The following is a 23,900-nucleotide window of genomic DNA, read 5'->3' as shown; positions in this document are numbered from 1 at the left end:
GAATAACCCTTTGTCCATGAAAATCACCAAAGACTTATATCAATCTTCACTCGCATTACTTACTGATTTTTATCAGATCACGATGGCTTATGCCTATTGGAAATCGGGGAAAGCTGAGCAAGAAGCAGTTTTTAATCTTTTTTTCAGGAAGCATCCCTTTCAAGGAGGTTTCACGCTGGCTGCGGGATTGGACTATGTCATAGACTATTGCAAAAATTTTAAATTTGAAAAGGCTGATATTTCTTATCTGGCGGATATGAAATCCAAGGAGGGATCTCCTGTTTTTGAAAAGGCATTTTTGGATTACCTCTCCAAAATGAAATTTTCCTGTGATATCGATGCTGTGGAAGAAGGAACAGTGGTTTTTCCAAATTCACCACTTGTAAGAGTAAAAGGGCCGCTAATTCAATGTCAGCTTTTGGAAACAGCTTTATTGAATATTCTGAATTTCCAGACTTTAATAGCCACCAAAGCTGCCCGAATTAATTTGGCAGCCAAAGGCGAGCCTGTCTTGGAATTTGGATTGAGAAGAGCACAGGGAATAGACGGTGCACTGGCTGCTTCCCGTGCATCTTATATAGGAGGTTGTGCTTCCACTAGTAATGTGATGGCTGGGAAACTTTTTGGAATCCCAGTATCAGGTACTCATGCGCATAGCTGGATTATGTCATTCGAAACGGAATTGGAAGCTTTTGAAGCTTATGCAGATGCATTCCCTGACAATTGTATCTTTTTGGTAGATACCTATGATACGCTCAATGGGGTAAAGAATGCTATTAAAGTGGGGAAGGCATTGAGAAGCAAAGGGAAGGAAATGGTTGGAATCCGAATCGATTCAGGCGATCTGGCCTATTTCAGTAATAAGGCAAGAGAAATGCTCGATGAAGAGGGATTTAAAGATGCGAAGATAGTAGCGTCAAATGATCTGGATGAGCACATTATCACCTCCCTGAAAACTCAGGAAGCATCAATAAATGTCTGGGGTGTAGGAACTAAATTGGTGACAGCTTTTGATCAACCAGCTCTAGGTGCAGTTTACAAATTGTCAGCAATTCGAAATGAGGATGGGGAATGGGAGCCAAAAATTAAGCTTTCTCAGCAATCCTTGAAAATAAATATTCCGGGTTTCCATAATGTGAAACGATACTATTCCAAAGAAAAAGCTGTAGCAGATATGATTTATCTGGAAGACAAGCCTATAGACCCCAAAGGTGTAATCATCATTGATCCTATCGATCCTACTAGACGGAAACGACTGATGCCTTATTTCTATCAGGAGGAAATTCTCCTCAAAGAGATATTCAGAAAAGGGAAAATAGTCTATGATTCTCCCACCATGGATCAAATCAGAAGCCGAGCAAAATCCCAGTTGGAATCTTTGGATAAAACACACAAGCGATTGGTAAATCCACATTTGTACCCAGTAGGGTTGGAAGAAAATCTACATCAATTGCGAATGGAATTGGTTTTAAAAGCTAAAAAACTAGATCATGAAACTGACTGAAAAGGATGCGCTGATCATCGTAGATGTTCAGAATGATTTTCTTCCGGGGGGAGCCTTGGCGGTTCCAAAAGGTGATGAGATCATCCCCGTGATCAATGCTATTCAAGATAAGTTCGATTTTATAGTAGTTACTCAGGATTTTCATCCTGCGGATCATAAAAGTTTTGCTGCTAATAATCCAGGTCGACAAATCGGTGAACTAATCGATTTGAATGGATTAAGTCAAGTCCTTTGGCCAGTTCACTGTGTGCAGGGAACAGAAGGAGCTGAATTTTCAAAAGATCTGATTAAGAAGACCTGGAGAAAGGTTTTTCAAAAAGGAATGAACCGGGAAGTGGATTCCTACTCAGGTTTTTTTGATAATGCCAAAAGAGGCGATACTGGTCTATCCACTTACCTTAAAAAGAATCAAATCGACCGAGTTTTTATCTGTGGGTTGGCTTTGGATTACTGTGTCAAGTTCACTGCCCTAGATGCGAATGAACTTGAGTTTGATACTTTTCTGTTTACTGATGCTACTCGGGCGGTGAATTTAAATCCAGAGGATGGCAAAGATGCCTTGGCAGAACTTGAAGCAGCAGGAGTAAAGTTGATAACAAGTGATGATTTATAAAGCAAAAGAATATGTTTGAGTACAACCCTGAGAAACATTATCCAAAAGAAACTGAAAGTAGAGTCGTGATTCGCTTTCAGGATTGTGACCCGCTTCGGCATTTGAATAATGCCAAGTACTTTGATTATTTCTTCAATGCCCGAGAAGATCAAGTGCCAAAGCTTTATGGATTGGAAATCATAGATCTAATTCGTACTTATAAAGCAGCTTGGGTGGTATATAACCATAACATCAGCTACGTTCGGCCTGCTATGGTAGGCGAGTGGGTCAGGATCATGAGCCGGGTAATATGGCATAATCATAATACTATGGTGGTGGAATATTATATGACCGATGATTCTAAAACTCAATTGAAAACACTCCTTTGGTCAACGATGCGATATGTCACTTTGGGAGAGGGGAAATCCACAGATCATACCGGAGCAGTTCAGGATTTTCTAAAAGCTACCTCAGGAAACTTGGATGTTTCAACGATGAATATCAAAGATCGTGTTAAATGGCTGGCTACAGAACTCAAGAGTTGATTTGATTTATATCAAAAATATGTGTCCCAGCGGACAAGACCTGTACATAACCGTACAGGTTTTTTTTTATAAAATATTTGAATCCAAGGTGTTGAAAATTTTTTCAAGATTAATTTTTACTAACGCGCGCAATATGATGCAACCTGGTTTTTTGGCAAAATCATCAAAAACTGTTCGGCATCGTGACAAGCGAACGAGAAATTGTACCCTTTCAAGACAATTTTTGTAAAGAAATCAGACTTATTGCCAAATTTAATTTTGCCTGAAAGTTAATTTTTCAAAAAAAGCAGTCCCTGAAAATGGACTCCAATGCAGGGTCATGGCATAGGTGGTACGGGCTTCGCAAGGAGTAATGGCATAACGTACTAAACCAACTCATTATCTAAACCAACATTATTATGAAAACTTTATTCACTTTCGCTCTAGCAGGACTTTTAGCTACATCTAGTTTTGCTGCAAATGAAAACGAAGACTTGGCAGCAATGTCAAATGTCAATGCAAAATTCAAGCACATCAATGTACTTCTTAAAGATGGGGTAGGAAAAGCTAAAATCGCCATTATGGATGAGAATGGCAAAATCCTTCATCAAAGGAAAGTAAAAGTCAACAATGATTTGATGGTTCCTTATAACTTGGACCATTTGCCTTGTGGAGAGTATCAGGTCATGATTTCTACCGAGGATGAGGAAGTCGTCTATACAGTCGAAACTTTTGAAAAAGAAAAGGCAGCAGTCGATTATCCTTTAATGGCATATGGTCATCAGATTGATGATGAGACGATTAATCTCGCCGTTATCGGACTTGAAAATCCTGGTGTGGAAGTAAAGATCCGGATGGAAAATGGAAACAAGATTCTTTTCCAGGAGACTGTTAACCAGCCAGAAGGTTTTAGAAAAGACTACAAATTAAAAGGTGTTTCTCCGGAAGAAGTTTATTTCGAGGTGAAAGATTCCTTGGGAAGAACTAGAATCTTACATTTCTAATTGCTCTCAAACCTAAAAACCAGAACCCTGAATCAAGAGATTCAGGGTTCTTTTATTTTTTAAGCATGTGAGAAGTCAACTCTTTTGCGATTTGTTCCAAATCAATTCCTAAAAGCTCTTTGTTAACTTTCAGGACTTGTTCCCGCTCCAGTTGAGGGAGTTGTTCAAAACCATAATAAGCTCCAAGAATACCGCCTACCACTGCCGCCGTGGTATCATTATCCCTACCGTAATTCACTAGGAAAACCAAACTTCCCATAAAGTCAAAATCTGCATAAATCATGGCGGTGAGGGACTGAAGCCAAATTTCCCCTGCGTGAAAAGGCATGTCCTGCAGCCGCTGGTCTAAAGCTGAAAATGCTGCTTGAAGTGCAGGACTCGCCGGATCCAAACCGACACTAAGGCTGTCTAACTGGTGTGATTCACTACTGATATTCAGTGCGTTGGTTAAGATGGAGTTTGCAGTCCTTCCCACTAATCGGCTTTCAAAATAATTTTCAGGATCTACCTGAAGTGCAGCTAAAAGAGAATCTCTTGTAGCTGCTTTTTTCATTCCTGCGGCAGTCATTCCCGCAGCTATAGAGGTCAAATCCTTGGCGTAGCCCAAGTCATAAATCGAAAGCGCATAAGCTTCACGGTAGGCTTTTTTCGGATCTCCAGGAAAGTAAATTCCCAATGCAGGAGCGTATAATAAGCCTGCACAAACCATCTCTCCTCCATAGAATTTTCCCAGAGCATCCGAATAATCAACCAGATTATTTGCTATAAATGGTTCACTGACTTTAGCCCACTCTTGAAGCCATCCAAGTTTAAGATTAACCTCTTCAAAAGATTCGGGAAGAGTGTCTTTGATTGCATTAAATTCTTCAGTGTAATCTTGGTATTTGCTAAGAATTTGAGTTGCGAAATCACTGGCAGAAAGTGACTGATTTTGTTGGGTCATCAGGTAGCGACCGGTCAGGACTTTCCATCTTGTATCATCCGTAGTTCCGCCCGCAGGAAGATCTGCAATCCAAATCCCCTCGGGAGAAGTTTCACGAATCATGGTATCCAATCTTGTCACAAATCCATAAGCTTCGTTGATGTTTTCTCTGGACCACATTTCTGTTGGAGCCCCCATAGCATCTCCGATTGCGGAGCCAACAAGCATGCCTAGAATTTTATCTTGGAGTTCTGACTCACTTAAGCCGCTAATTTCCAGTTTGTCATAAGGCTCGATTTTTTCTTCCTGCTTTTTACCGCAGGAAAAAAGAAAGCCGAAGAAAAGAAAAGAGTAGATCAGCTTTTTCATATGTTTATATTTTGATTTTTAGCGGTCATATGGAATACCCTGGATAATCATTCCCCTGAGTGAGAACTTTTCTCATGGGCATTTCATGAGTGCGTCAGTAGGTTCGTGGCGTCCTCAAGAAGTTTTTTCTTGGCATCAATCGTAAGGTCAACTGGAAGTTGTGCGATTCCAATTAGCCTGCGCATGATTTCAACGCTTTCGTATTGATCCACTAGTTTTTGTTCGAAGTCTTTTTTGTAAATGTTCAGAAATTCTTCCTTGAGATTTTGGGGTTGTTTACTCAATTGTAAATGTGCAAAAAGAACCCCCAAGTCAAACTCAGCATCCCCTTTAAAACCGAATTCGGGATCTATAATTTTCAGTTTACCATTTATTTCCAGCCAGGAGGCAGGATAAAAATCGCCATGAATAAGTGTTTTCCCCGTTGCCAAATAGCGTGTACCCAATTTTTTCAAAGCATCTTTGAGCGATTGGTTTCTTTTAAAGGGCAAACTGATTTCCTGTAAACCGGCCTGAATAGAATTCAAATCAAAACCATTGTTTTCTTCAAATGGGAAGTTGAAAATATGTTCATGGTTTAACTTTTTCATTTCCAGATTTGATGGAAATGAGTCTGTTTGGATTTCATGAAGTGTATTTAAGTAATTTGCTAATTGCCTAATTTGATCCAGAGAGAGCTGCTTTTTTCCTGAATATAATTCCAGAAAATCACTTCCTTCCCCCAAATCCTCTGTAAGTAAAATGTAATTTTCAGGGTCAAAATGAATCACTTTTGGAGAAAAATCTGAGAGAGCTTTTTCGTTTTGTACTAATTCATAAAATGCATGTTCGACCTCAATCCGTGTAATTGGGGCAGGTATCTGTGGGAATTTTCGAACATAATTTTTGGATTGCTTTAAGATAAATGACCGCAAATTTGTCTTTACCCGAAGTACTAAATTCATATTACTTTCTCCCGCAGGTAGTGCAGAAATGATACTTTCATTGGTTTTCCAGTAGGGTAGTTTCTTCAGTATTTCTATAGAGTTATGCTCCTGAATATCTAACATGGTTGGTTCTAGTTTCGGATTTAATTTTAACAGCGAATCTACTCATTAGTTTTTTTATCAATAGTCTCTTGTGTTTTACTGATAGATATTGTTTTGAAAAGGTCTTTAAGAGGACAAACGGAAAATAAGAGCCATTAAAAATTCCTATTTTTGAGCTGAAATTAAACCCAATTATAAAATCATGTTTGGACTACCTAGATTACTTTTCAACGAAGAGCACGAACTTTTTAGACAATCTGTGAAAGAATTTATAGCACGTGAGATTACCCCGTATAATTCAGAATGGGAGAAACAGAAGATGGTTTCCAGAGAAAGTTGGCTGAAATTAGGTGAAAATGGATTTCTTGGAATACAGGCCCCCGAAGAATTGGGAGGGATGAATATTCAGGATTTTCGATATAATGCCATTTTGATCGAAGAGCTTGGATTAAGCGGATGTTCAGGGCCGGCAATTGGTTATCCATTGCATAGCGATATTGTAATGCCCTATATTTTGCATTATGGAAATGAAGAAACCAAGAAAAAATACATTCCTAAGATGGTTTCCGGAGAATACATCGGTGCAATTGCTATGACCGAACCGGGAGCAGGTTCAGATCTTCAGGGGATGCGTTCTACGGCAATAGATCATGGAGACTACTATTTGGTAAATGGTTCAAAGACTTTTATCACAAATGGCTACCTGTCCGATGTGGTGGTGGTAGCAGTGAAAACTGATCCTAGTAAAGGAGCGAAAGGAATAAGCCTAATAGTTCTGGATAATTCAATGGAGGGTTATACCAAGGGAGTCCCTTTTGAGAAGGTTGGGTTACATGCTCAAGATACCTGCGAGTTATTTTTTGAAGATGTGAAAGTTCCAAAAGAAAACCTTTTGGGAAAAGAAGGAGATGGCTTCAAGTATTTGATGCATGAGTTGGCTCAAGAACGCTTGGTTGTATCACTTGCTGCTATCGCATTGGGAGAATACATGCTTCAGGCTACGGTAGAGTATGTGAAACAACGAAAAGCATTTAATAAATCAATCTCCGATTTTCAAAATACCCGGTTTAAACTGGCTGAGATGACAGCAGCATTGGAGCAAGGGAGAATTTATTGTGACCAGTTGGTTATTCTTCACAATGACAAGCTGCTCGATCCTGCAATGGCTTCCGCCGCAAAATACAATATGACCGAACTTCAGTGTAAAGTAGCCGATGAATGCGTGCAGCTTCATGGAGGCTATGGCTACATGTGGGAGTATGGAGTAGCAAGAGCTTATGCAGACGCTCGAGTGCAGCGAATCTATGCCGGTACTAATGAAATCATGAAGGAACTGATTGCAAGAAAAATCTTGAAATAATTCAAGATTGTTTGATCAAAACCAAGATTTTATAGTAATTCAGGAAAAATAGTTTATACCCAAAAAAACCAATTCGATGGCAGATTTTCCCTGGCTAAAGCATTATCCAGCCACAGTTGACAAAACTGTAAACCTTACCGAATATTCGAGTATCTCAGAACTTTTTGATGAGAGTGTAAAAAAATATGGACCTGCAGTTGCCTATGAATGTATGGGCAAAACAATCTCTTTTAATGAGTTGAATCAACTAAGCGGGAGTTTTGCAGCTTATTTAACCCAAGTGCTCAAGCTGAAAAAAGGTACGAGAGTAGCTATTCAGATGCCCAATATTCTACAATATCCGGTAGCGATGTTTGGAGCTCTAAGAGCAGGAATGGTGGTAGTCAATACCAATCCACTCTATACTCCTTCGGAAATGAAGCATCAATTCAATGATTCAGGTGCTGAAGTAGTGGTGATTGTTGCCAATTTTGCCAGTAATCTGGAGAAGATTCTTCCTGAAATAAAAGCAAAGCATGTGATCGTGACAGAATTAGGGGACATGCTTGGCGGGTTAAAAGGAACCATCGTAAATCTGGTAGTAAAACATATCAAAAAAATGGTTCCTAGTTTTTCCATTCCAGGAGCTGTTTCTTTCAAAACTGTTTTAAAAGAAGGTGCTAAAAATGCTTTTAAGGCAGAAAATCTAACATTGGCAGATACAGCATTTTTGCAATATACAGGTGGTACAACGGGTGTTTCAAAAGGAGCCGAGTTGACGCATGGAAATATTGTGGCAAATATGCAGCAGATCTCTGCTTGGATGAAGCCAAGCTTAAAAGAACGGGAAGAGATCGTGGTTACAGCGCTTCCACTTTACCATATTTTCGCATTGACGGTAAACTGTTTAGCAATGTTGAAAATCGGAGCTCATAACCTGCTGATCACAAATCCTCGCGATATGCCTGCCTTTATAAAAGAGCTTTCAAAACATAGATTTACAGTGTTCACAGGGGTAAATACATTATTTAATGGTCTTCTGAACCAGGAAGCTTTCCATAAGTTGGATTTCTCTGGATTGAAGGTTGCAGTAGGAGGGGGAATGGCTGTTCAAAAAGCAACAGCGGATAAATGGAAAAAGGTAACTGGAACTCCATTGGCTGAAGGTTACGGACTTACCGAAACTTCTCCTGTGGCTACATGTAATCCCACTGATGGAACAGAGCGAATAGGAACCATTGGATTACCCCTCCCAAATACTGAAATTATCATTGTAGATGATATGGGAATTACTCTTCCGAATGGAGAACGAGGGGAAATCTGTATCAAAGGTCCGCAGGTCATGAAAGGATATTGGAACCGACCTAAAGATACCGCAGAAGTGATGATGGGGGAATGGTTTAAATCAGGAGACATTGGGATTATGGACAATGATGGATTTACCAAAATCGTAGATCGAAAAAAAGAAATGATCCTCGTTTCCGGATTCAATGTTTACCCAAATGAGGTGGAGGATGCAATTGCTTCTTGTCCGGGAGTTTTGGAGGTTGGAGTCATTGGTATGCCGGATCCCAAATCCACAGAAAAAGTGGTGGCCTATGTAGTGCCCAAAGACAAGTCACTCACGGATAAGGCTGTAATTGATCACTGTCATGAGTTTTTGACCAATTATAAATGTCCAAAAGAGGTCTACTTTACTGACGAATTACCAAAATCAAATGTGGGTAAAATCCTGAGAAGAAAAATCAAAGAAGCACATATTGAAAAAATAGGAGCTTGATCCGGAATCAAAAAAAGGCCCAAATCTTACGATTTGGGCCTTTTTTGTACCTAAACTTCATTCGTAAATCAGACCATTTATTTTGACTTTTTATTCAGAACTATTCCCAAATTTATTCCAAAAGAATAAGGATAATAGGTTTGGGTTTTTTCTCCACCAAGCATCAATGGGGATTTAGCATAATTCATGATCGCTGTCTGGAAATAGGGGGTAAGTTGTAAAGCAAAATTATCAAAGGCCTGATACTCCAAACCAAAAGTCATCCGGATACTTGCAGCCAATGGATTATATATCTCATTTTCATCACTTACTAAAAATTCTGGATTCAATAGAGATCCAGCTATTAACTTGGTTTTACTGCCAATTGGGAGGTCATAATTGATTCCAAAGAATGCGCCCAGATAAGTTTTATCTATTCTTAGAAAATAGGGATTGTCGATTGGGCCCGAGCCAATAGAACTTAATCCCTTCTCAGTATAAGATTTTTGGTTTATTCCCAAGCCATAAACAAAGCTTAGATTGGAGGTTTTTGATTGGACTTGGTAGAGAATATTAAAGTCATAAGATGTTGCTGGAGTTTGGGATGTTGGAAAACAGCCCTCAAAACATTGGAATGATTGAAAAGTCTCTTCATACATTCCTGTATTTTGAATACCGCCATTGAAAATTATTCGAGTTGCTTTTTTTTGAGCAAAGGCTTGACTCATCAGAAGAAAGAGAATCAATACTAAAAGGGATTTTTTCATAGCGGTTTAGTTTCTGCGTCTCTAAGTTAATTAGTTTCAAAATTAATTCCTTGTTGTTTTTAGTTTTTTTTGAATATAAAAAACTCTAAATCAGGCATTTGGAATTCCTACTGGAGATTGTCTTTTCTCATTTTTCCTATAATAGAGATCTATAAAAAGGTCCAGATCTGAATACTTTAACCAAAATGAGATATATAAAAAATAGGGTTCAAATCCGAAGGACCTTGAACCCTATTTTTCTTAATGATAATGTAATTGCTAAATAAGTGCAACTATTAGATATTGGACATCTAACATCGGACAGCCAGCATTAGACATTTATATCACAGTCTCGAAATACGCTATCGTTTTTTCAAGTCCTTCCCGAAGTGCAATTTTTGGTTCCCAGTCCAATTCCTTTTTAGCAAGATCAATCAATGGTCTTCGCTGCATAGGATCATCCTGTGGGAGGGGAAGGAAAATCAATTTACTCTTACTATTGGTTAGCTCAATTACCAACTCAGCTAGTTCAAGCATGGTAAATTCACCTGGATTACCAATGTTTACTGGACCAGTAAAGCCATCACGGCTATTCATCAAGCGGTACATTCCTTCAATATTATCATCTACATAACAGAAGGAACGGGTTTGCTTACCATCTCCGTAGATCGTGATATCTTGACCCTTTAAGGCTTGTACTATGAAATTACTCACCACTCGTCCGTCGTTTGGATGCATTCTTGGCCCGTAGGTGTTGAAAATCCGCATCACCTTGATCGCAACTTGATGCTGTCGGTAATAGTCAAAGAACAGAGTTTCTGCGCATCGCTTTCCTTCATCATAGCAAGCACGGATGCCGAGTGTATTCACACTTCCTTTGTAGGATTCCGGTTGTGGATGTACTTCAGGGTCGCCATAAATTTCGGAAGTACTGGCTTGTAAGATTTTAATTTTCAATCGTTTTGCAAGTCCAAGCATATTCATTGCCCCAATTACAGATGTCTTAGTGGTCTGAACTGGATCAAACTGATAGTGAACTGGAGAAGCAGGGCAAGCAAGATTGTATATTTCATCAACTTCTACATAAAGTGGATGAGTGACATCGTGCCGAAGCAATTCGAAATTCCTGTTGTCGAGTAAATGATGTATGTTTCTTCGATTACCCGTAAAAAAGTTATCTACGCATAAGACTTCATTTCCTTCTTGTAAAAGACGGTCGCAAAGATGACTTCCTAGGAATCCTCCTCCACCGCTTACTAATATTCGTTTCATGTTTTAATCAGTGTGTTAAAAATACGCGTCGCCAAAAATAAGGAATTGTTTCAAATAAGCAGGATCATCCGAATCTTTCGATGGTTTAAAACCAATCTTCTTCCATTTTCAAGGTTGGGTAATTCGTTGAATTTAATCGTTCAGCAAGTGACTTGATTTTCACCAGCTCATATTCCATAAAGTAGTTCGCAGTTTCTATTTTTCCTTGGTAAAAATTTTGATCAATCCCTGGACGTGCTAATTTTTCGCGTGCCGTTCGAGCTTGATTAAGCCACATCCAACCTACAGTTAAGAATCCACAGAGTTCTAGGAATAGTGTCGCATCGGCCAAGAAAATTTCTGGTCCCTCTTTTGATTTTTGCATAAGGGTGGAGGCTACTTCATTTGAAACTGATAAATAACTCTCCAGAATAGGGGCTAAGGCTTCGCAACCTACAGTAAGTTTTGCCAGAGTGATACTTTTTAGGATTTCCTGATTGAGGATTTTCCATCCAAGTCCCTCATGAATCAAGACTTTTCTGCCCAAAAGGTCCAATCCATGGATCCCGGTAGTACCTTCATGGATAGGATGAATCCGTGCTTCCCGATAATATTGCTCTACCGGAAAATCGGTCGTATAACCTGCTCCCCCCAACACTTGAACAGCTGCCGAGGTACTTTGTAAGCCCATTTCCGAAGGAAAGCTTTTTGCGATCGGAGTCAACAGATCCAGTAATACTTCTAATTTTTGTTTCTTTTCGGGTTCAGATTCTTGACTGATTTGATCTGAAAGCATAGCGCAATATAAAAGTAAGGCTAAGGAACCTTCTGAGATACTTTTTTGAAATAAAAGCATGCGCTTGACGTCTGCATGGGAAATGATTGGGATCTGTGGTTTACTGAGATCTTTTTCATTTATTTTTCTTCCCTGAGGGCGTTCTTTGGCATAAGCTAAGGAAGCTTGAAAAGCTGCTGTCGCAATGGCTACTGCATTCATTCCTACTCCGAGTCTAGCTTCATTCATCATTTGAAACATGTATTTCAAGCCATGATTGGCTTCCCCTAGAAGATACCCTTCGCAATTGTCATCCGATCCAAACATCAAGTGGGCTATTGGAGCACCTTTATATCCCATCTTATGGTAAACGCCTTCAGTCAGCACATCATTTGACTGCCCAGATTCAAGTTTCTTTTGTGGAACCACAAATAGTGAGATTCCTTTTGTTCCTGCTGGAGCTCCTTCTATTCTTGCCAGCATCAAATGGATTACATTATCCACGGCATCGTGATCTCCGCAGGAAATATAGATTTTCTGGCCTTTGATTTTATAGGTTCCAGGTTGGTCAGTTGGATAAGCAATGGAGGAAAGGTCCGAAAGTGAGCTGCCAGCATCGGGTTCTGTCAAGGCCATTGTTCCTTGCCAAAGGCCTGAATACATGTTTGGAGTAAATTTCTTTACCAAATCCTGATTGCCAAATGTCCGGATTAGATTGGCTGCACCAGTGGTCAAAAATGGAAAAACACTGGCCGAATAATTAGCTGCTTGGAGAATAAACCCAGCTGCAATATGAATCGTCCAGGGCAATTGCTGCCCACCTTCTTCGTAGGAAAAAGTGGCATTAATCCAGCCATCAGCCCCAAATTGTTTCACAATTCCCTGCATTCCCGGATGAATCTTTATCTTTCCATTTTCCAAAACAGGTTCATTTCGGTCCATTTCGGTGAGCAATGGATATAGATTCTTAGTCGCGATTTGATGTGCAGCATCCAAAACCATCTGGAAGGTTTCTTTGGAATGGTCTGCAAAGTATGGGAGTTCGGTTAATTGGAGCGAATCAAGATTTTCAAAAAGCTGAAAATGGAGATCCTTTCGAGAATAAAACTGAGGCATATTTTGAGTTTGGGTTAAATCAAATATCGGATTTTTTGGATTAAAGGAAGCTTCTTGAAGGTAAAATGCAATTGATTGACTCTTTAAAAACAAGATTTAATTCATAGAATATTAATTATTTGTATCTTCTGGATTAACCATAAAAATTAAATATGATTATAGACGTTCACACACACATTAATAATTATCATGAAGATCGAGTAGTTTCTTTGAAGGATTGTTTAGATCGATTGACCGAAACCATGGATAGTAATCAGGTGAATTATGCACTTGTACTTACCTCTTATAAAGTCAATGAAAATCGACCCAGCACTCAAAAAGTGGTGGAGGCAATCGCTAACCGCAATAACCTTGGTGTGGTGGCAGGGATCAGCTACTTGAATTATAATCACCGAGACTTACGCGAAATTTCTGAATACCTGGAAGCTGGATTGATCAAAGGATTGAAATTCTATCCTGGATACGAACCGTTTTATCCAAATGATACCCGGATGAAAGTAATATATGATATGGCTGTTGAATATGATGTTCCGGTTATGTTTCACTCGGGTGATACCTATGCTCCTACAGGTAGAGTTAAATATTCACACCCGATTCACCTTGATGATTTAGCTGTTGATTTTCCTGAATTAAAGATTGTGATCTGTCATGTGGGAAATCCTTGGATCAAAGACTGCATGGAAGTCACATACAAAAACAAAAACGTGCATGCTGATTTTTCAGGTTTGGTATTAGGAGATTTTTCAGAAAAATTCGAAAGATTTATGAAAAATGAATTGGAGCAAATGATTACTTATGCTGGTAATCCTAAATATCTATTGTACGGAACTGATTGGCCTATTTCCTCGATGAAATCTTATTTGAATTTCATGAAAAATCTGGATTTACCGGAGGATAAAAAGGAACTGATCCTTTGGAAAAATGCCGCTGAGTTATTCAAAATTGACGTCTCAAAGCTGTGAGGTAAATAGGTTTCTAAGTGCCTATTCAAAAACTTGACTTTCTTTGAATAAAAGAAAGTCAAGTTTTTATTCTTCAATCTTTCTGACTACCCGTGCAGGATTTCCCCCAACTACTACATCGGAGGGAAAACTTTTTGTTACAACTGAGCCTGCACCGATTACCACTCTGCCACCAATAGTCACTCCCGGGTAAATCACTGAAGATCCTCAAATGCAATTTTTCTACCAGAGGAGCCAAAAAGCTTTCGAAATAAAAAACCCTTTATAATTCTGATCCTGAAGATTAGAATTATAAAGGGTTTTAATTAACTCTCTGGTCGGCAGTATTTCCTTACCTATGACGGTTTTCCTGCCGGATAAAATTTTCCGGAAAGCATTTCCGCCTTCTCTGTCATTTATTTTTAGAATAAAGTAAACCAGCCTGAACTCCTCTGATTTCTGCTAAACCCTTTAGTCGGCCAATTGCTGAATATCCCGGGTTTGTTTTCTTTTTCAAATCATCTAGCATAAGATGCCCGTGATCTGGTCGCATCGGTAAGCTTTTACCCCGACGCTCCTGCACTTTGAGGATTTCATCGATTACAGCTACCATTGGCACATCGCCCTCAAGATGATTGTCTTCAAAGAAATTGCCTTCTGCATCCCGTTTAGTACTTCTAAGGTGTATAAAGTGGATATGCTCTCCAAATTCAGCGACCATAGCAGGGAGATCATTATCGGCTCTTACCCCGAACGAACCTGTACAAAAAGTTAATCCATTAGATGGACTAGGCTGATCCCTTAGGATTCGTCTGGCATCTGCAGCAGTACTCATGATTCGGGGTAGTCCAAACAATGGAAAAGGTGGATCATCTGGGTGGATCGCGACAGACACGCCTACAGACTCAGCAACTGGTACGATCGCATCTAGAAATTGTCTCAAATTATCCGCAAGCTTCGGTGCATCAATCCCATCATATGTTGCCAGCATTGACTTGAATTCCTCCATAGTGTATCCAATCTCTGACCCTGGAAGTCCTTTGAGGATATTATCTATGATCATCTGATGTTTTTCAGGTGTCAAAGACTCAAAATAGGCTTTCAATTCCTGATATTCTGATTCCGACAATTCGGCTTTTGCTTCAGGTCGTTTTAGGATAAAATGATCGAAAGCTTGCACTGCTTTTTTCTCAAAAAGCAAAGCTTTGACACCATTAGCGAGTTCATATTCCAAATCTGTTCTTGTCCAATCAAGGATAGGCATGAAATTATAACAAACTGTAAAAATCCCCTCAGCAGCTAGATTTCGTATGGTTTCCTGATAGTTTTTTATTTTTTGAAGGTAGGCACCTGATCGGGTTTTGATTTCCTCATGGACAGGAACTGACTCCACCACAGACCAAAGCAACCCAGCGGCCTCAATCATATCTTTCCGCTTTTTGATTTCTTCTCGAGTCCAAACTTCCCCATTCGGGATATGATGTAGCGCTGTCACAATTCCTGATGCACCGGCTTGTAAAATGTCGCGAAGGCTGACAGGGTCGTTTGGACCATACCATCGCATCGTTTCTTGCATTTTTATCATGGTACTTGAAAGGTTATTAAAGGTTGAGAAAATAGTGAAGGTATTGTATCAGGGATAGCGTTGTTCAGTTGTAGAATAAGCGTAATTAAACTCCAGAATATGCACTAAACCCACCATCCACCGCAATTACGGTTCCCGTCACAAATATGGAGGCATCGGAGCAAAGCCAATGCAAAGCACCTAATAAATCTTCCGGGTTCCCAAAACGATTCATAGGAGTGTGAGAAATGATTTGATATCCCCGTTGAGTCAAACCGCCATCAGGCTCAGTTAATAGGGTTCGATTTTGCTCGGTAAGGAAAAAACCAGGTGCAATAGCATTTACTCTAAATTCAGGGCCATGTTTTCCCGCAAATTCAACCGCCAGAAATTTGGTTAAATTATCAATTGCAGCTTTCGAGGAAGCATAGCCCATTACTCTAGTCATAGGTCTTGAGGCTGCCATTGAAGATATATTAATGATATTTCCTCTTCTATTTGGAAGCATCAAAGGCAGTAAGGCTTTGATGGGTAGAACTGTCCCCAGGTAATTCAAGTCAATCACTTTTCGAAGAGCATTTGAATCAAGATCCAAGAAAGTCTGATCGGGACGAATCACTGCTCCAGGCATATTTCCTCCGGCACCGTTAATCAGGATGTCGATTGTGCCTTCTTCGGCTTCAATTTTATCCTTGAGTTCTTCCAGTTTTGTTTCGTCGGTGACATCCACAGCATATGCCGAGGCCTTCCCGCCCGCCTGGATGATTTCATCTCTGAGGTTATTGACTTTTTCTCCAGTTCTTCCAACTAGGATTACCTTAGCTCCATTTACTGCTAAATAAAGGCACATGGAACTACCCAAAACCCCTGCAGCTCCGGTAAAAACGATTTTTTTTCCCTTTAGGGAGAAAAGCGAATTAGACATAGTTAAATCTGAAAGTTTTCTGATTTGAAGTCAAAATAGTTCTTTGCATTGAAATAGCAAATATCTGAAATCAATTTGCCAAGCCATTTTTCGTCCCAAGGGAGTTCCCCATTAGCGACATCTGTTCCGAAGATGTTACAGAGAATTCTGCGGAAATATTCGTGTCTCGGAAAGGAAAGGAAGCTTCTGGAATCTGTCAACATTCCGATAAAACAACTTACTAAGCCCATATTCGAGAGCGTATTAAGCTGTTTTTCCATTCCGTCTTTCTGATCCATATACCACCATCCCGAACCAAATTGTATTTTTCCTTTTGAGGAACCATCATTAAAGTTGCCGATCATAGTTGCAAAAACCTCGTTATCTCGTGGGTTTAGGTTGTACAATACGGTTTTGGTCAATTGGTCATTAGTGTCAAGTTCGTTGAGAAATCCTGCCAAAGCTTTTGCCTGGTCAAAATCCCCGATTGAATCAAATCCTGTATCTGGTCCCAGTGATTGAAGTGATCTGGAATTAGTATTGCGTAGCGCACCAAGATGAAACTGCTGTACCCAGCCTTTGGCATGGTACATTTTGGAAAGGGCTATCAAGGTTTTGTATTTGAAAAAGTGAACTTCATCAGGAATAAGCGCTTTCCCTTGCATTAAGTGATTGAAAAGGGTGTCAATGGAATATTCATTGCCCTCAAAATGGTACAATTGCTCTAATCCATGATCTGAAAGTCTGCATGCACGCTTATGAAAAAAGTCCACTCTATTCTGTAAAGCATCAAGTAGGGAATCAAAAGAGTGGATTTTTACCTTTGACGCTTGCTCTAATTTTTCAAGGTATTCACGATAAGTTTTTGGATTTTCTACTGCAAAAGACTTGTCTGGCCGGAAGGCAGGATACATTCCAAGTTTTTGATTTTTCAAATGAAACCCGGTGTGATCCAAGAGGGAATCAGCAGGGTCATCCGTGGAGCAAACAACCTCCACATTCATTTGGGATAGCAAGCCTGTAGTTGAGAATTGATCTTGATTTAGTTTTTGATTGCAGAATGAATAGATCTCTTTTGCATTTCCCTCATGGAGTTGCTCCTCTATATCAAAATAACGTTTCAGTTCCATGTGAGTCCAGTGATACAAAGGATTTCTCATGGTGTAGGGAACAGTCATTCCCCATTTTTGAAATTTCTCCTCATCGGAGGCATTTCCAGTAATATACTTTTCAGAGATCCCTAAAGTCCGCATTGCACGCCATTTATAATGATCACCTGCTAGCCAAACTTTTGAAAGGTTTTCGAATTTTTTGTTTTGGTTGATTTCGGAAGGAGGGAGGTGATTGTGGTAGTCAATGATTGGGAGATTCTTAGCATAATTGTGATAAAGAATTTTTGCGTATTCATTATGTAAAAGAAAATCTTCTGTAAGAAAGCTGGTGCTAACAGGGGCTAATGACATAGAGCTCAAGTGATAGATATAAGTCAATAAGTTCGAAGTTAAATTTACCTCGATTTGGGGCTAAATTAGGATTAAAATACGGAAACGATTGCGAAATAATGAGGTCAAAAAAATCGGAATGAGGTAAATGATTAGTATTTTGGAAGTACCCAAAAAATACCTAGACATTATGGCAGCAGGAATTAGCCTTAAAGAACTTGCTCTGGAGTTGAAATTAGCTCCTTCTACAGTATCCAGAGCATTGAATGATAGCTACGAAATCAGCGAAGAGACCAAGAAAAAGGTCATCCGGATGGCAGAGAAGCTGAATTATCACCCGAATCAATTTGCGAGAAGCCTTCGTGAGAATAAAAGCAAAACGATTGCGGTTATCATTCCAGAGCGAATCAACAACTTTTTTGCTCAGGTGATGGATGGAATTGAGGATATCGCTCAGGAACAAGGATACCATTTGCTGGTCTATAATACTCATGAAGATGTGGATCGGGAAAAGAAAATTGTAAACCTGCTTTTGAATGGTAGAGCTGATGCCGTGGTGATGTCTGTTTCAAGCCAGACTAGTGATATTTCGCATCTTCAAAAATTATATGATCGGGGTCTTCCTTTATTGTTTTTTGACCGAATCTGTTCAGAAATTCCGACAACAAAATTCATCACTAATGATTATGAAAGTGCCTATGATGGCACGAAGCATTTGATACAACAAGGCTGTAAGAAAATTGCTTTTCTAATGATCAGCAAAGAGCTTTCTATCACTAAGGAGCGTTATCGAGGCTACGTCGATGCTATAAATGAAGCAGGTCTTTCTGCAGAACCAACCTTAAGTCTAAACTGCTGTATGGCTGAAGAGGAAAATATTAAACTAATCACAGATATGCTTTGGTCGGAGAATCGACCCGATGGAATTATGGCTTCTGTTGAGAAGTTGGCATTTGCTACTTACCAAGCTGTTAAGCGGACTAAAATCCGCATCCCTGAAGATTTGAAGATTATTAGTTTTTCAAATACTGCAATTGCTGGATTGCTGAATCCTTCTTTGACCACCATCACCCAACCTGCCTTGACTATAGGCCAGGAGTGTGCAAAATTGCTAATTGGGAAATTAACGAAGCCAAAACACTATGATTTGATTAATCAGGTGATCACTATTCCTTCAAAGATTACCATTCGATCTTCTACTGTAGCAGAGTAAAAAAGTTCTTAACTCGTTAGAGTCAATACTATTCACTATTCAAAGCAAAAAAAGCTGCTCTAATTTAGAGCAGCTTTTTAGTTTATTAGCCAAATCTATTTGTGTTGATTAATAGCCAGGGTTTTGAGGAAAGGCTGATGCACCGCCTTCAGCTCTGTCAATTTGATTTTGAGGAATTGGTCTCAAAACATGGAAATCTTGAATATTTGGTGCGCCTTGTGGGTTATAGGCCTTTACACGCTCCACTAGGATTCCCCATCGCTTCAAATCCAACCATCTGTGTTGCTCTCCGATTAATTCCCGCTCGCGTTCTTCAGTCAAAAACTCAAAAGTCATCTGATCAGGAGTGATTTCCATTTCAGCCTCTTTGCCTGGGAAAGCAGCTCTTCTTCGGATCACATTGATTGTAGCTGTCGCCTCGGCAATTTTGCCTTGACGGAACTGCGCTTCTGCAAGATTCAGATAAGTCTCTGCCAATCGCATTGCTATGTAATCTCGACCACCTTCAAACTGAGTACGGTCAACTCTTCCTGGATCCATTTGCTTTCTCATAGAAGGAAAGAGTTTCTCTGTATATGCAGCCGGGATCAAAACCTGATAAGGTCGCTTTGCACGCTCCTCCTTAGACATGTTGAATCCAGGTAAATACATAGTGGTATCTCCTGCGGCAAATGAAATTGCAGTTTTCGAATCATCAAATGTTGCATTATAATTTCCGGGTCTATTGGATTGGAATGCATCTACAAATGTCTTTTTGTATCGGCTATCATTTACCCGCTCTCCAAAGATTACATTTAGGGTATAATTGGTTGGTCTATAACGCTTGAATGGTCGTCCATTTTGAGTGTCCCGCTGCATACCTGGTTGAGTATCGTACTCCATCAGGAAGAAAACGTGTGAATTGTTTCCTCCACCATTGGTCAAAGGAGACCTAGTATATTGAACTGACCAGATCACTTCATCATTGATTTCATTTCCGGGGAGATATACGTCTGCAAAATCAGGAAGAAGTTTGATTCCATATTTTTCGATTACATTTTTAAATAATGGTTCTGCACTCGCATAATCTGCAGCACTTCCCGCAGGTGTGCTTGCTCTAGTTAAGAATACTTTACCAAGTAAATGTTCTGCTGCTGGCCGTGTTGCTCTGCCAAAGTTGGTAGATTTTGCTTTAGCCTCCAGATCAGGAATAGCCTCTTGAAGATCAGTGATTATTGCATCATAGACCTCTGAAATTGGCGCACGAGAGACAGCTCTGTTTGGAACCACATTTTCAGACAATTGTAAATCGACAGGTCCGAAAAGCTGTACCAGCAAGAAGTAATGATGAGCTCTGATGAATTTTGCTTCGGCTCTACGCTGTGCCAAAGTAGCAGCAGGAACACCAGTTATTTCTGTAGATCGATCCAGAACCGCATTACAGGTATTGATTCCTCTGTATAATTCGTCCCATAATTCACGTACATGTCCATTTTGTGAATCAAATTGGTTGGTATATTGATTCATAAATTTCCAGGAACCATCGGCTCCATTCGTGTAAGTGTCGGTACCAAAGATGGTGAAGTTATTTCCCCGCTCTGTACCATACCAAGTACGCATAGAGGAGTATGCGGCATTTATACCATCATCCAGACCCTTTGCAGTGTTCAGGTAATCATTTCCAATCTGGGAAATTACCTCTTCGTCGAGATAACCATCACAGGAAACAGCTACCGAAAGTCCAAGAATCAGTGCTGTTGATTTAGCCCAGTTTTTGAAGTTTAATTTTATGTTTTTCATGACTTTTCGTTTTGCTGATTAGAATTTTGCATTGATACCAAATGTAAAAGCTGTTACAGGAGGAGATACGTTTGAGTTCACTACACCACCTTCTACGCCTTGCTCACCGTCGATAAATACTTCAGGATCGATTCCTTTATGTTCTGATCTGTAATTTGAAAAGATGAATGGATTCTGAATACTTGAATAAACTCTTAAGCTAGTCATACCGATTTTCTTAGCAGCAGCTTCATTGAAAGTATATCCAAAGTTGATGTTACGAACTTTGATGAAAGTACCGTCAAAATAAGACATGGAGCTGTTGTATTTTGGTCGCTCCTGATTTTGATTTGGTCTTGGATACGAGTTAGTTGGGTTGGTAGGAGTCCAATAATCCACAGCAAGGTTATTGTATCGCCCAAATAAGCTGTTGAAGTTGTCATGGAATGCTGATCGGATCATAGAACCGAATCTTCCGAAGATGAAGAATGACATGTCAAAACCTTTATAAGAAAATCTGTTAGTCAAACCCAACGAGAAATCCGGAACTGCGGATCCCAAGAACTGTCGGTCATCTGCATTGATTCGGCCATCGTTGTTAAAGTCTTCTACTTTGATTTCACCTGGCTTATCTCCAAAAGAAGTTGCTAAATCTGTTTCAGAAGTCTGCCAGATTCCAATTTTATTCAAATCATAGAATACTGTAAGTGGTCTTCCAATAAATCTACCGGCAGAGATATCATCACCATTCGGAAGGGAAATAATTTCCTCTCTGTTTCTGGTGAAGATGAAGTCAGTAGACCATACAAAACTCCCTTTTTCAATGTTTAGAGTGGAAAGGGTAAGTTCTATACCTCTATTTTGTGTTTCTCCAATGTTAGTAGTGAATCCTCCGAAACCAGTCGAATTTGGAAGCGGTTGAGGAGCCAAAAGATCAGAAGTATTGGTAATGTAATACTCTAATGAACCCAACACTCGTCCTTGCCAGAAGGAGAAATCCACCCCCGTGTTGAATGTAGCAGAAGTCTCCCATCTTAAATCAGGATTTCCGATTGTGTTTGGGCGATAACCGAAAGCACCGGTATTGTCAAATGCATAGGTAGTCCGACCTAATAGGGCTTGAGTTTGGTATGGATTGATTGCCTGGTTTCCGATCTCTCCGTAAGAAACTCTTAGCTTCAACAGATCTACTTTGCTGGAATTCTTCAAGAAATCCTCATCGGTAATATTCCAACCTAATGCAACTGATGGGAAAACACCATATTTATTGTTTTGACCAAATCTTGAGCTCCCATCTGCTCTAACTGTAGCAGTTATTAGGTATTTATTTTTGTAAGAATAATTCGCTCTACCCATAAATGACATCAAAGACCATTGTACCAAATTGGTGTTGGCTCCAGTAATCTGAGATGCATCACCCAATCTATTGAATAGCTGTGATGGTGCAGGGATACCTTGCACATTCAGATTAGTTTCTTCCAGATTATCACGCTGAATGGATTGTAGCGCAGTCAGATTAATTGTATGATCATTGATAGTCTTATTATAAGTCAAGATGTTTTCCAAAGTGTAGTTGAATCGGAAATCCTCACTTACACTACCAGTAGCATCACCACCTCTTCGGGCATTGGTTTGTGAACCTGTGAACCTGCCATTTCGGGCGATGTTGAAGTCTGGGCCAAATACCATTCTGTAGCTCAATCCTTTAGCTATCTCCCAATTGGCATAGAAGCTGGTAAAGATTCTATAGCGCTTGGTTAAATCTTGCTGAGCACCCGGTACGATTTCTGCGAATGGGTTGGTACGAAGACCATCGGAAGTAGGCAAGAAAATTAAATTCCCTTCATCGTCAAATGGCTTTCCTAATGGGTTTTCCTGCAAAGCACCTCCGAGTGGATTAAAGTTTTCTCCATTTCGCTCACTGTAAGAAACTAGGGAAGAAGTACCGATTTTCACTTTCTTATTGATCTGATGATCCAGGTTAATTCTGAAAGTGTATCTGGTAAAATCCTGATTGATTACCACTCCTTTGTCTTTAAAATAGTTTCCTGAGATGAAGAAAGTAGTCTTATCGCTTCCGCCGCTGACACTTACCTGATGACTTTGGATAGCGCCGGTTCGGAGTAATCCTCCCACATAATCAGTAGATCTGCCTTGTGCTATACCTTCAAGTTCTACCGGCTCAAACAAAGCAGCATCAGCCGCAGCTGTAGCTGGGCCATCTGGATAAGCGCCTGTAGCTCTTCGTGATTCTCTTTTATATTCTGCAAATCCTGGTCCATCGAAAACTTCGATTTGTCCTAGTTCTTCATTAATACCATAATAGGAGTCGACGGAAACTGTAGTCTTACCCACGCTTCCTCTTTTTGTAGTAATAAGTACTACACCGTTTGCACCTCTTGAACCATAAATAGCTGTTGCAGAGGCATCTTTAAGGACCTCCATGGAAAGAATGTCTTGAGGGTTGATGTCATCTAGACCTCCTACAAGCGGGATACCATCAACTACATAAAGAGGTTCATTTGATGCGTTGAATGATCTTCTACCTCTGATTCGCACCTGAGGCGCTGCACCTGGTTTTGATCCTGCCTGAGTCACATCGACACCAGCGGCTCTACCTTGTAAAGCTTGTCTGGCATCCGTAATTGGCAATTCTTGAATTTCTTTGTTTCCAACTGAAGAAATCGCACCTGTGAGTTGACTCTTCTTGGCAGTTCCGTAACCAACGACGATAACTTCATCCAGCTCAGATAAATCAGGCTCAAGGCTAATATTGATTTCTGATTGGTTACCAACTGACCGCTCTACAGGAGTATATCCAATAAAGGAGAAGACTAAAACCCCATTAGATGGTGAACTAATAGCATACTGACCATCAATGTCAGTAGTTGTTCCAGTGGTAGTCCCTTTCACCAGGATAGTTACTCCTGGAAGGGGAGCACCTGTTTCATCAGATACGACTCCTCGTACCTGAACATTCTGAGCCCAGGCGCTTGTGGCACAGAGCATCAGAAAGACCACCACCAAAAGGTGTGTGTAAATTTTTAGACGCATAATAGATTAGGTTTATTGATAAAAGAAATAGATTTCTCAAGGAGCTTTAGATTATACTTTTTTAATTGTAAGTATTACTTCTACTACTTGATTCT

The 23,900-nt window shown here is 39.9% G+C and carries 18 protein-coding genes; 8 read left to right on the top strand and 10 right to left on the bottom strand.

All coding sequences use genetic code 11. The annotated features are described in order from the left end of the window. Positions 1 to 16 precede the first annotated feature (16 nt). The 4 genes from BVC88_RS13260 (at position 17) to BVC88_RS13245 (ending at position 3,624) form a co-directional block, all read left to right on the top strand. The gene (locus BVC88_RS13260; RefSeq protein WP_075351175.1) at positions 17 to 1,504 is read left to right on the top strand and encodes a nicotinate phosphoribosyltransferase; all 1,488 of its coding nucleotides are present in this window, start codon (positions 17 to 19) and stop codon (positions 1,502 to 1,504) included. Continuing rightward, positions 1,491 to 2,117, top strand: coding sequence for a bifunctional nicotinamidase/pyrazinamidase (pncA, locus tag BVC88_RS13255; protein ID WP_075351174.1), 627 nt, complete (start codon positions 1,491 to 1,493; stop codon positions 2,115 to 2,117). Before BVC88_RS13260 ends, pncA begins: the two co-directional genes overlap by 14 nt. 11 nt (positions 2,118 to 2,128) lie before the next feature. Next, complete coding sequence (locus tag BVC88_RS13250; protein WP_075351173.1) at positions 2,129 to 2,641, top strand: acyl-CoA thioesterase; 513 nt, start codon at positions 2,129 to 2,131, stop codon at positions 2,639 to 2,641. Between the two features lie 398 nt (positions 2,642 to 3,039). Continuing rightward, positions 3,040 to 3,624 (top strand): hypothetical protein, encoded by a 585-nt coding sequence (locus BVC88_RS13245; RefSeq protein ID WP_075351172.1) that lies wholly within the window; start codon positions 3,040 to 3,042, stop codon positions 3,622 to 3,624. Positions 3,625 to 3,676: 52 nt separating this feature from the next. On the opposite strand, the gene BVC88_RS13240 is transcribed toward BVC88_RS13245, so the two are convergent. Both BVC88_RS13240 and BVC88_RS13235 read right to left on the bottom strand, forming a co-directional pair. Beyond that, positions 3,677 to 4,915, bottom strand: a complete 1,239-nt coding sequence (locus BVC88_RS13240; protein WP_075351171.1) for an ADP-ribosylglycohydrolase family protein — start codon at positions 4,913 to 4,915, stop codon at positions 3,677 to 3,679. 83 nt (positions 4,916 to 4,998) lie between these two features. Further along, positions 4,999 to 5,964, bottom strand: a complete 966-nt coding sequence (locus BVC88_RS13235) for a phosphotransferase (RefSeq protein ID WP_075351170.1) — start codon at positions 5,962 to 5,964, stop codon at positions 4,999 to 5,001. A gap of 181 nt (positions 5,965 to 6,145) precedes the next feature. Here BVC88_RS13235 and BVC88_RS13230 point away from each other — a divergent pair, with 181 nt between their 5' ends. Beyond that, the gene (locus tag BVC88_RS13230; protein WP_075351169.1) at positions 6,146 to 7,303 is read left to right on the top strand and encodes an acyl-CoA dehydrogenase family protein; all 1,158 of its coding nucleotides are present in this window, start codon (positions 6,146 to 6,148) and stop codon (positions 7,301 to 7,303) included. A gap of 76 nt (positions 7,304 to 7,379) precedes the next feature. Next, on the top strand, positions 7,380 to 9,062 hold the full coding sequence (locus BVC88_RS13225; protein WP_075351168.1) for an AMP-binding protein: 1,683 nt from the start codon (positions 7,380 to 7,382) through the stop codon (positions 9,060 to 9,062). 77 nt (positions 9,063 to 9,139) lie between these two features. Here BVC88_RS13225 and BVC88_RS13220 read toward each other — a convergent pair whose 3' ends face one another. The 3 genes from BVC88_RS13220 to BVC88_RS13210 all read right to left on the bottom strand — a co-directional run bounded on the left by BVC88_RS13220 (position 9,140) and on the right by BVC88_RS13210 (position 13,022). Then, entirely contained in the window at positions 9,140 to 9,808 is a 669-nt protein-coding gene (locus BVC88_RS13220; RefSeq protein ID WP_075351167.1) for a hypothetical protein, read from the bottom strand. A 318-nt stretch (positions 9,809 to 10,126) separates the two neighbouring features. Continuing rightward, positions 10,127 to 11,059, bottom strand: coding sequence for a UDP-glucuronic acid decarboxylase family protein (locus BVC88_RS13215; protein WP_075351166.1), 933 nt, complete (start codon positions 11,057 to 11,059; stop codon positions 10,127 to 10,129). Positions 11,060 to 11,144: 85 nt separating this feature from the next. Beyond that, the gene (locus tag BVC88_RS13210; protein WP_317044973.1) at positions 11,145 to 13,022 is read right to left on the bottom strand and encodes an acyl-CoA dehydrogenase; all 1,878 of its coding nucleotides are present in this window, start codon (positions 13,020 to 13,022) and stop codon (positions 11,145 to 11,147) included. Between the two features lie 59 nt (positions 13,023 to 13,081). On the opposite strand from BVC88_RS13210, the gene BVC88_RS13205 reads away from it, so the two are divergent. Continuing rightward, complete coding sequence (locus BVC88_RS13205; protein ID WP_075351165.1) at positions 13,082 to 13,891, top strand: amidohydrolase family protein; 810 nt, start codon at positions 13,082 to 13,084, stop codon at positions 13,889 to 13,891. Positions 13,892 to 14,282: 391 nt separating this feature from the next. On the opposite strand, the gene uxuA is transcribed toward BVC88_RS13205, so the two are convergent. The 3 genes from uxuA to uxaC form a co-directional block, all read right to left on the bottom strand. Continuing rightward, positions 14,283 to 15,446, bottom strand: a complete 1,164-nt coding sequence (gene uxuA, locus BVC88_RS13200) for a mannonate dehydratase (protein WP_217694760.1) — start codon at positions 15,444 to 15,446, stop codon at positions 14,283 to 14,285. A gap of 94 nt (positions 15,447 to 15,540) precedes the next feature. Continuing rightward, a complete protein-coding gene (locus tag BVC88_RS13195) occupies positions 15,541 to 16,359 on the bottom strand; it encodes an SDR family oxidoreductase (protein WP_075351163.1) in 819 nt (272 codons plus the stop codon). A gap of 2 nt (positions 16,360 to 16,361) precedes the next feature. Continuing rightward, complete coding sequence (gene uxaC / locus BVC88_RS13190) at positions 16,362 to 17,801, bottom strand: glucuronate isomerase (protein WP_075351162.1); 1,440 nt, start codon at positions 17,799 to 17,801, stop codon at positions 16,362 to 16,364. 127 nt (positions 17,802 to 17,928) lie between these two features. Between uxaC and BVC88_RS13185 the strand changes: the two genes are divergently transcribed. Further along, positions 17,929 to 18,993 carry a LacI family DNA-binding transcriptional regulator gene (locus BVC88_RS13185; RefSeq protein WP_245803644.1) on the top strand — a complete coding sequence of 355 codons (1,065 nt, stop codon included), beginning with the start codon at positions 17,929 to 17,931 and terminating at the stop codon, positions 18,991 to 18,993. A gap of 108 nt (positions 18,994 to 19,101) precedes the next feature. On the opposite strand, the gene BVC88_RS13180 is transcribed toward BVC88_RS13185, so the two are convergent. Both BVC88_RS13180 and BVC88_RS13175 read right to left on the bottom strand, forming a co-directional pair. Beyond that, positions 19,102 to 20,772, bottom strand: coding sequence for a RagB/SusD family nutrient uptake outer membrane protein (locus BVC88_RS13180; RefSeq protein WP_075351160.1), 1,671 nt, complete (start codon positions 20,770 to 20,772; stop codon positions 19,102 to 19,104). Between the two features lie 18 nt (positions 20,773 to 20,790). After that, a complete protein-coding gene (locus BVC88_RS13175; RefSeq protein ID WP_075351159.1) occupies positions 20,791 to 23,805 on the bottom strand; it encodes a SusC/RagA family TonB-linked outer membrane protein in 3,015 nt (1,004 codons plus the stop codon). Positions 23,806 to 23,900: the final 95 nt, after the last annotated feature.

This window comes from Algoriphagus marinus (assembly GCF_001936475.1).
GTDB classification, from domain to species: domain Bacteria; phylum Bacteroidota; class Bacteroidia; order Cytophagales; family Cyclobacteriaceae; genus Algoriphagus; species Algoriphagus marinus.
Note: the sequence above shows the minus strand (reverse complement) of the source record. Positions and strands in the feature narration are given on the sequence as shown.

Coding starts and splice junctions, on each gene's coding strand:
- BVC88_RS13260 (WP_075351175.1), top strand. CDS start 17: ATGAAAATCACCAAAGACTTATATCAATCTTCACTCGCATTACTTACT.
- pncA (WP_075351174.1), top strand. CDS start 1,491: ATGAAACTGACTGAAAAGGATGCGCTGATCATCGTAGATGTTCAGAAT.
- BVC88_RS13250 (WP_075351173.1), top strand. CDS start 2,129: ATGTTTGAGTACAACCCTGAGAAACATTATCCAAAAGAAACTGAAAGT.
- BVC88_RS13245 (WP_075351172.1), top strand. CDS start 3,040: ATGAAAACTTTATTCACTTTCGCTCTAGCAGGACTTTTAGCTACATCT.
- BVC88_RS13240 (WP_075351171.1), bottom strand. CDS start 4,915: ATGAAAAAGCTGATCTACTCTTTTCTTTTCTTCGGCTTTCTTTTTTCC.
- BVC88_RS13235 (WP_075351170.1), bottom strand. CDS start 5,964: ATGTTAGATATTCAGGAGCATAACTCTATAGAAATACTGAAGAAACTA.
- BVC88_RS13230 (WP_075351169.1), top strand. CDS start 6,146: ATGTTTGGACTACCTAGATTACTTTTCAACGAAGAGCACGAACTTTTT.
- BVC88_RS13225 (WP_075351168.1), top strand. CDS start 7,380: ATGGCAGATTTTCCCTGGCTAAAGCATTATCCAGCCACAGTTGACAAA.
- BVC88_RS13220 (WP_075351167.1), bottom strand. CDS start 9,808: ATGAAAAAATCCCTTTTAGTATTGATTCTCTTTCTTCTGATGAGTCAA.
- BVC88_RS13215 (WP_075351166.1), bottom strand. CDS start 11,059: ATGAAACGAATATTAGTAAGCGGTGGAGGAGGATTCCTAGGAAGTCAT.
- BVC88_RS13205 (WP_075351165.1), top strand. CDS start 13,082: ATGATTATAGACGTTCACACACACATTAATAATTATCATGAAGATCGA.
- uxuA (WP_217694760.1), bottom strand. CDS start 15,446: ATGCAAGAAACGATGCGATGGTATGGTCCAAACGACCCTGTCAGCCTT.
- BVC88_RS13195 (WP_075351163.1), bottom strand. CDS start 16,359: ATGTCTAATTCGCTTTTCTCCCTAAAGGGAAAAAAAATCGTTTTTACC.
- uxaC (WP_075351162.1), bottom strand. CDS start 17,801: ATGTCATTAGCCCCTGTTAGCACCAGCTTTCTTACAGAAGATTTTCTT.
- BVC88_RS13185 (WP_245803644.1), top strand. CDS start 17,929: ATGATTAGTATTTTGGAAGTACCCAAAAAATACCTAGACATTATGGCA.
- BVC88_RS13180 (WP_075351160.1), bottom strand. CDS start 20,772: ATGAAAAACATAAAATTAAACTTCAAAAACTGGGCTAAATCAACAGCA.
- BVC88_RS13175 (WP_075351159.1), bottom strand. CDS start 23,805: ATGCGTCTAAAAATTTACACACACCTTTTGGTGGTGGTCTTTCTGATG.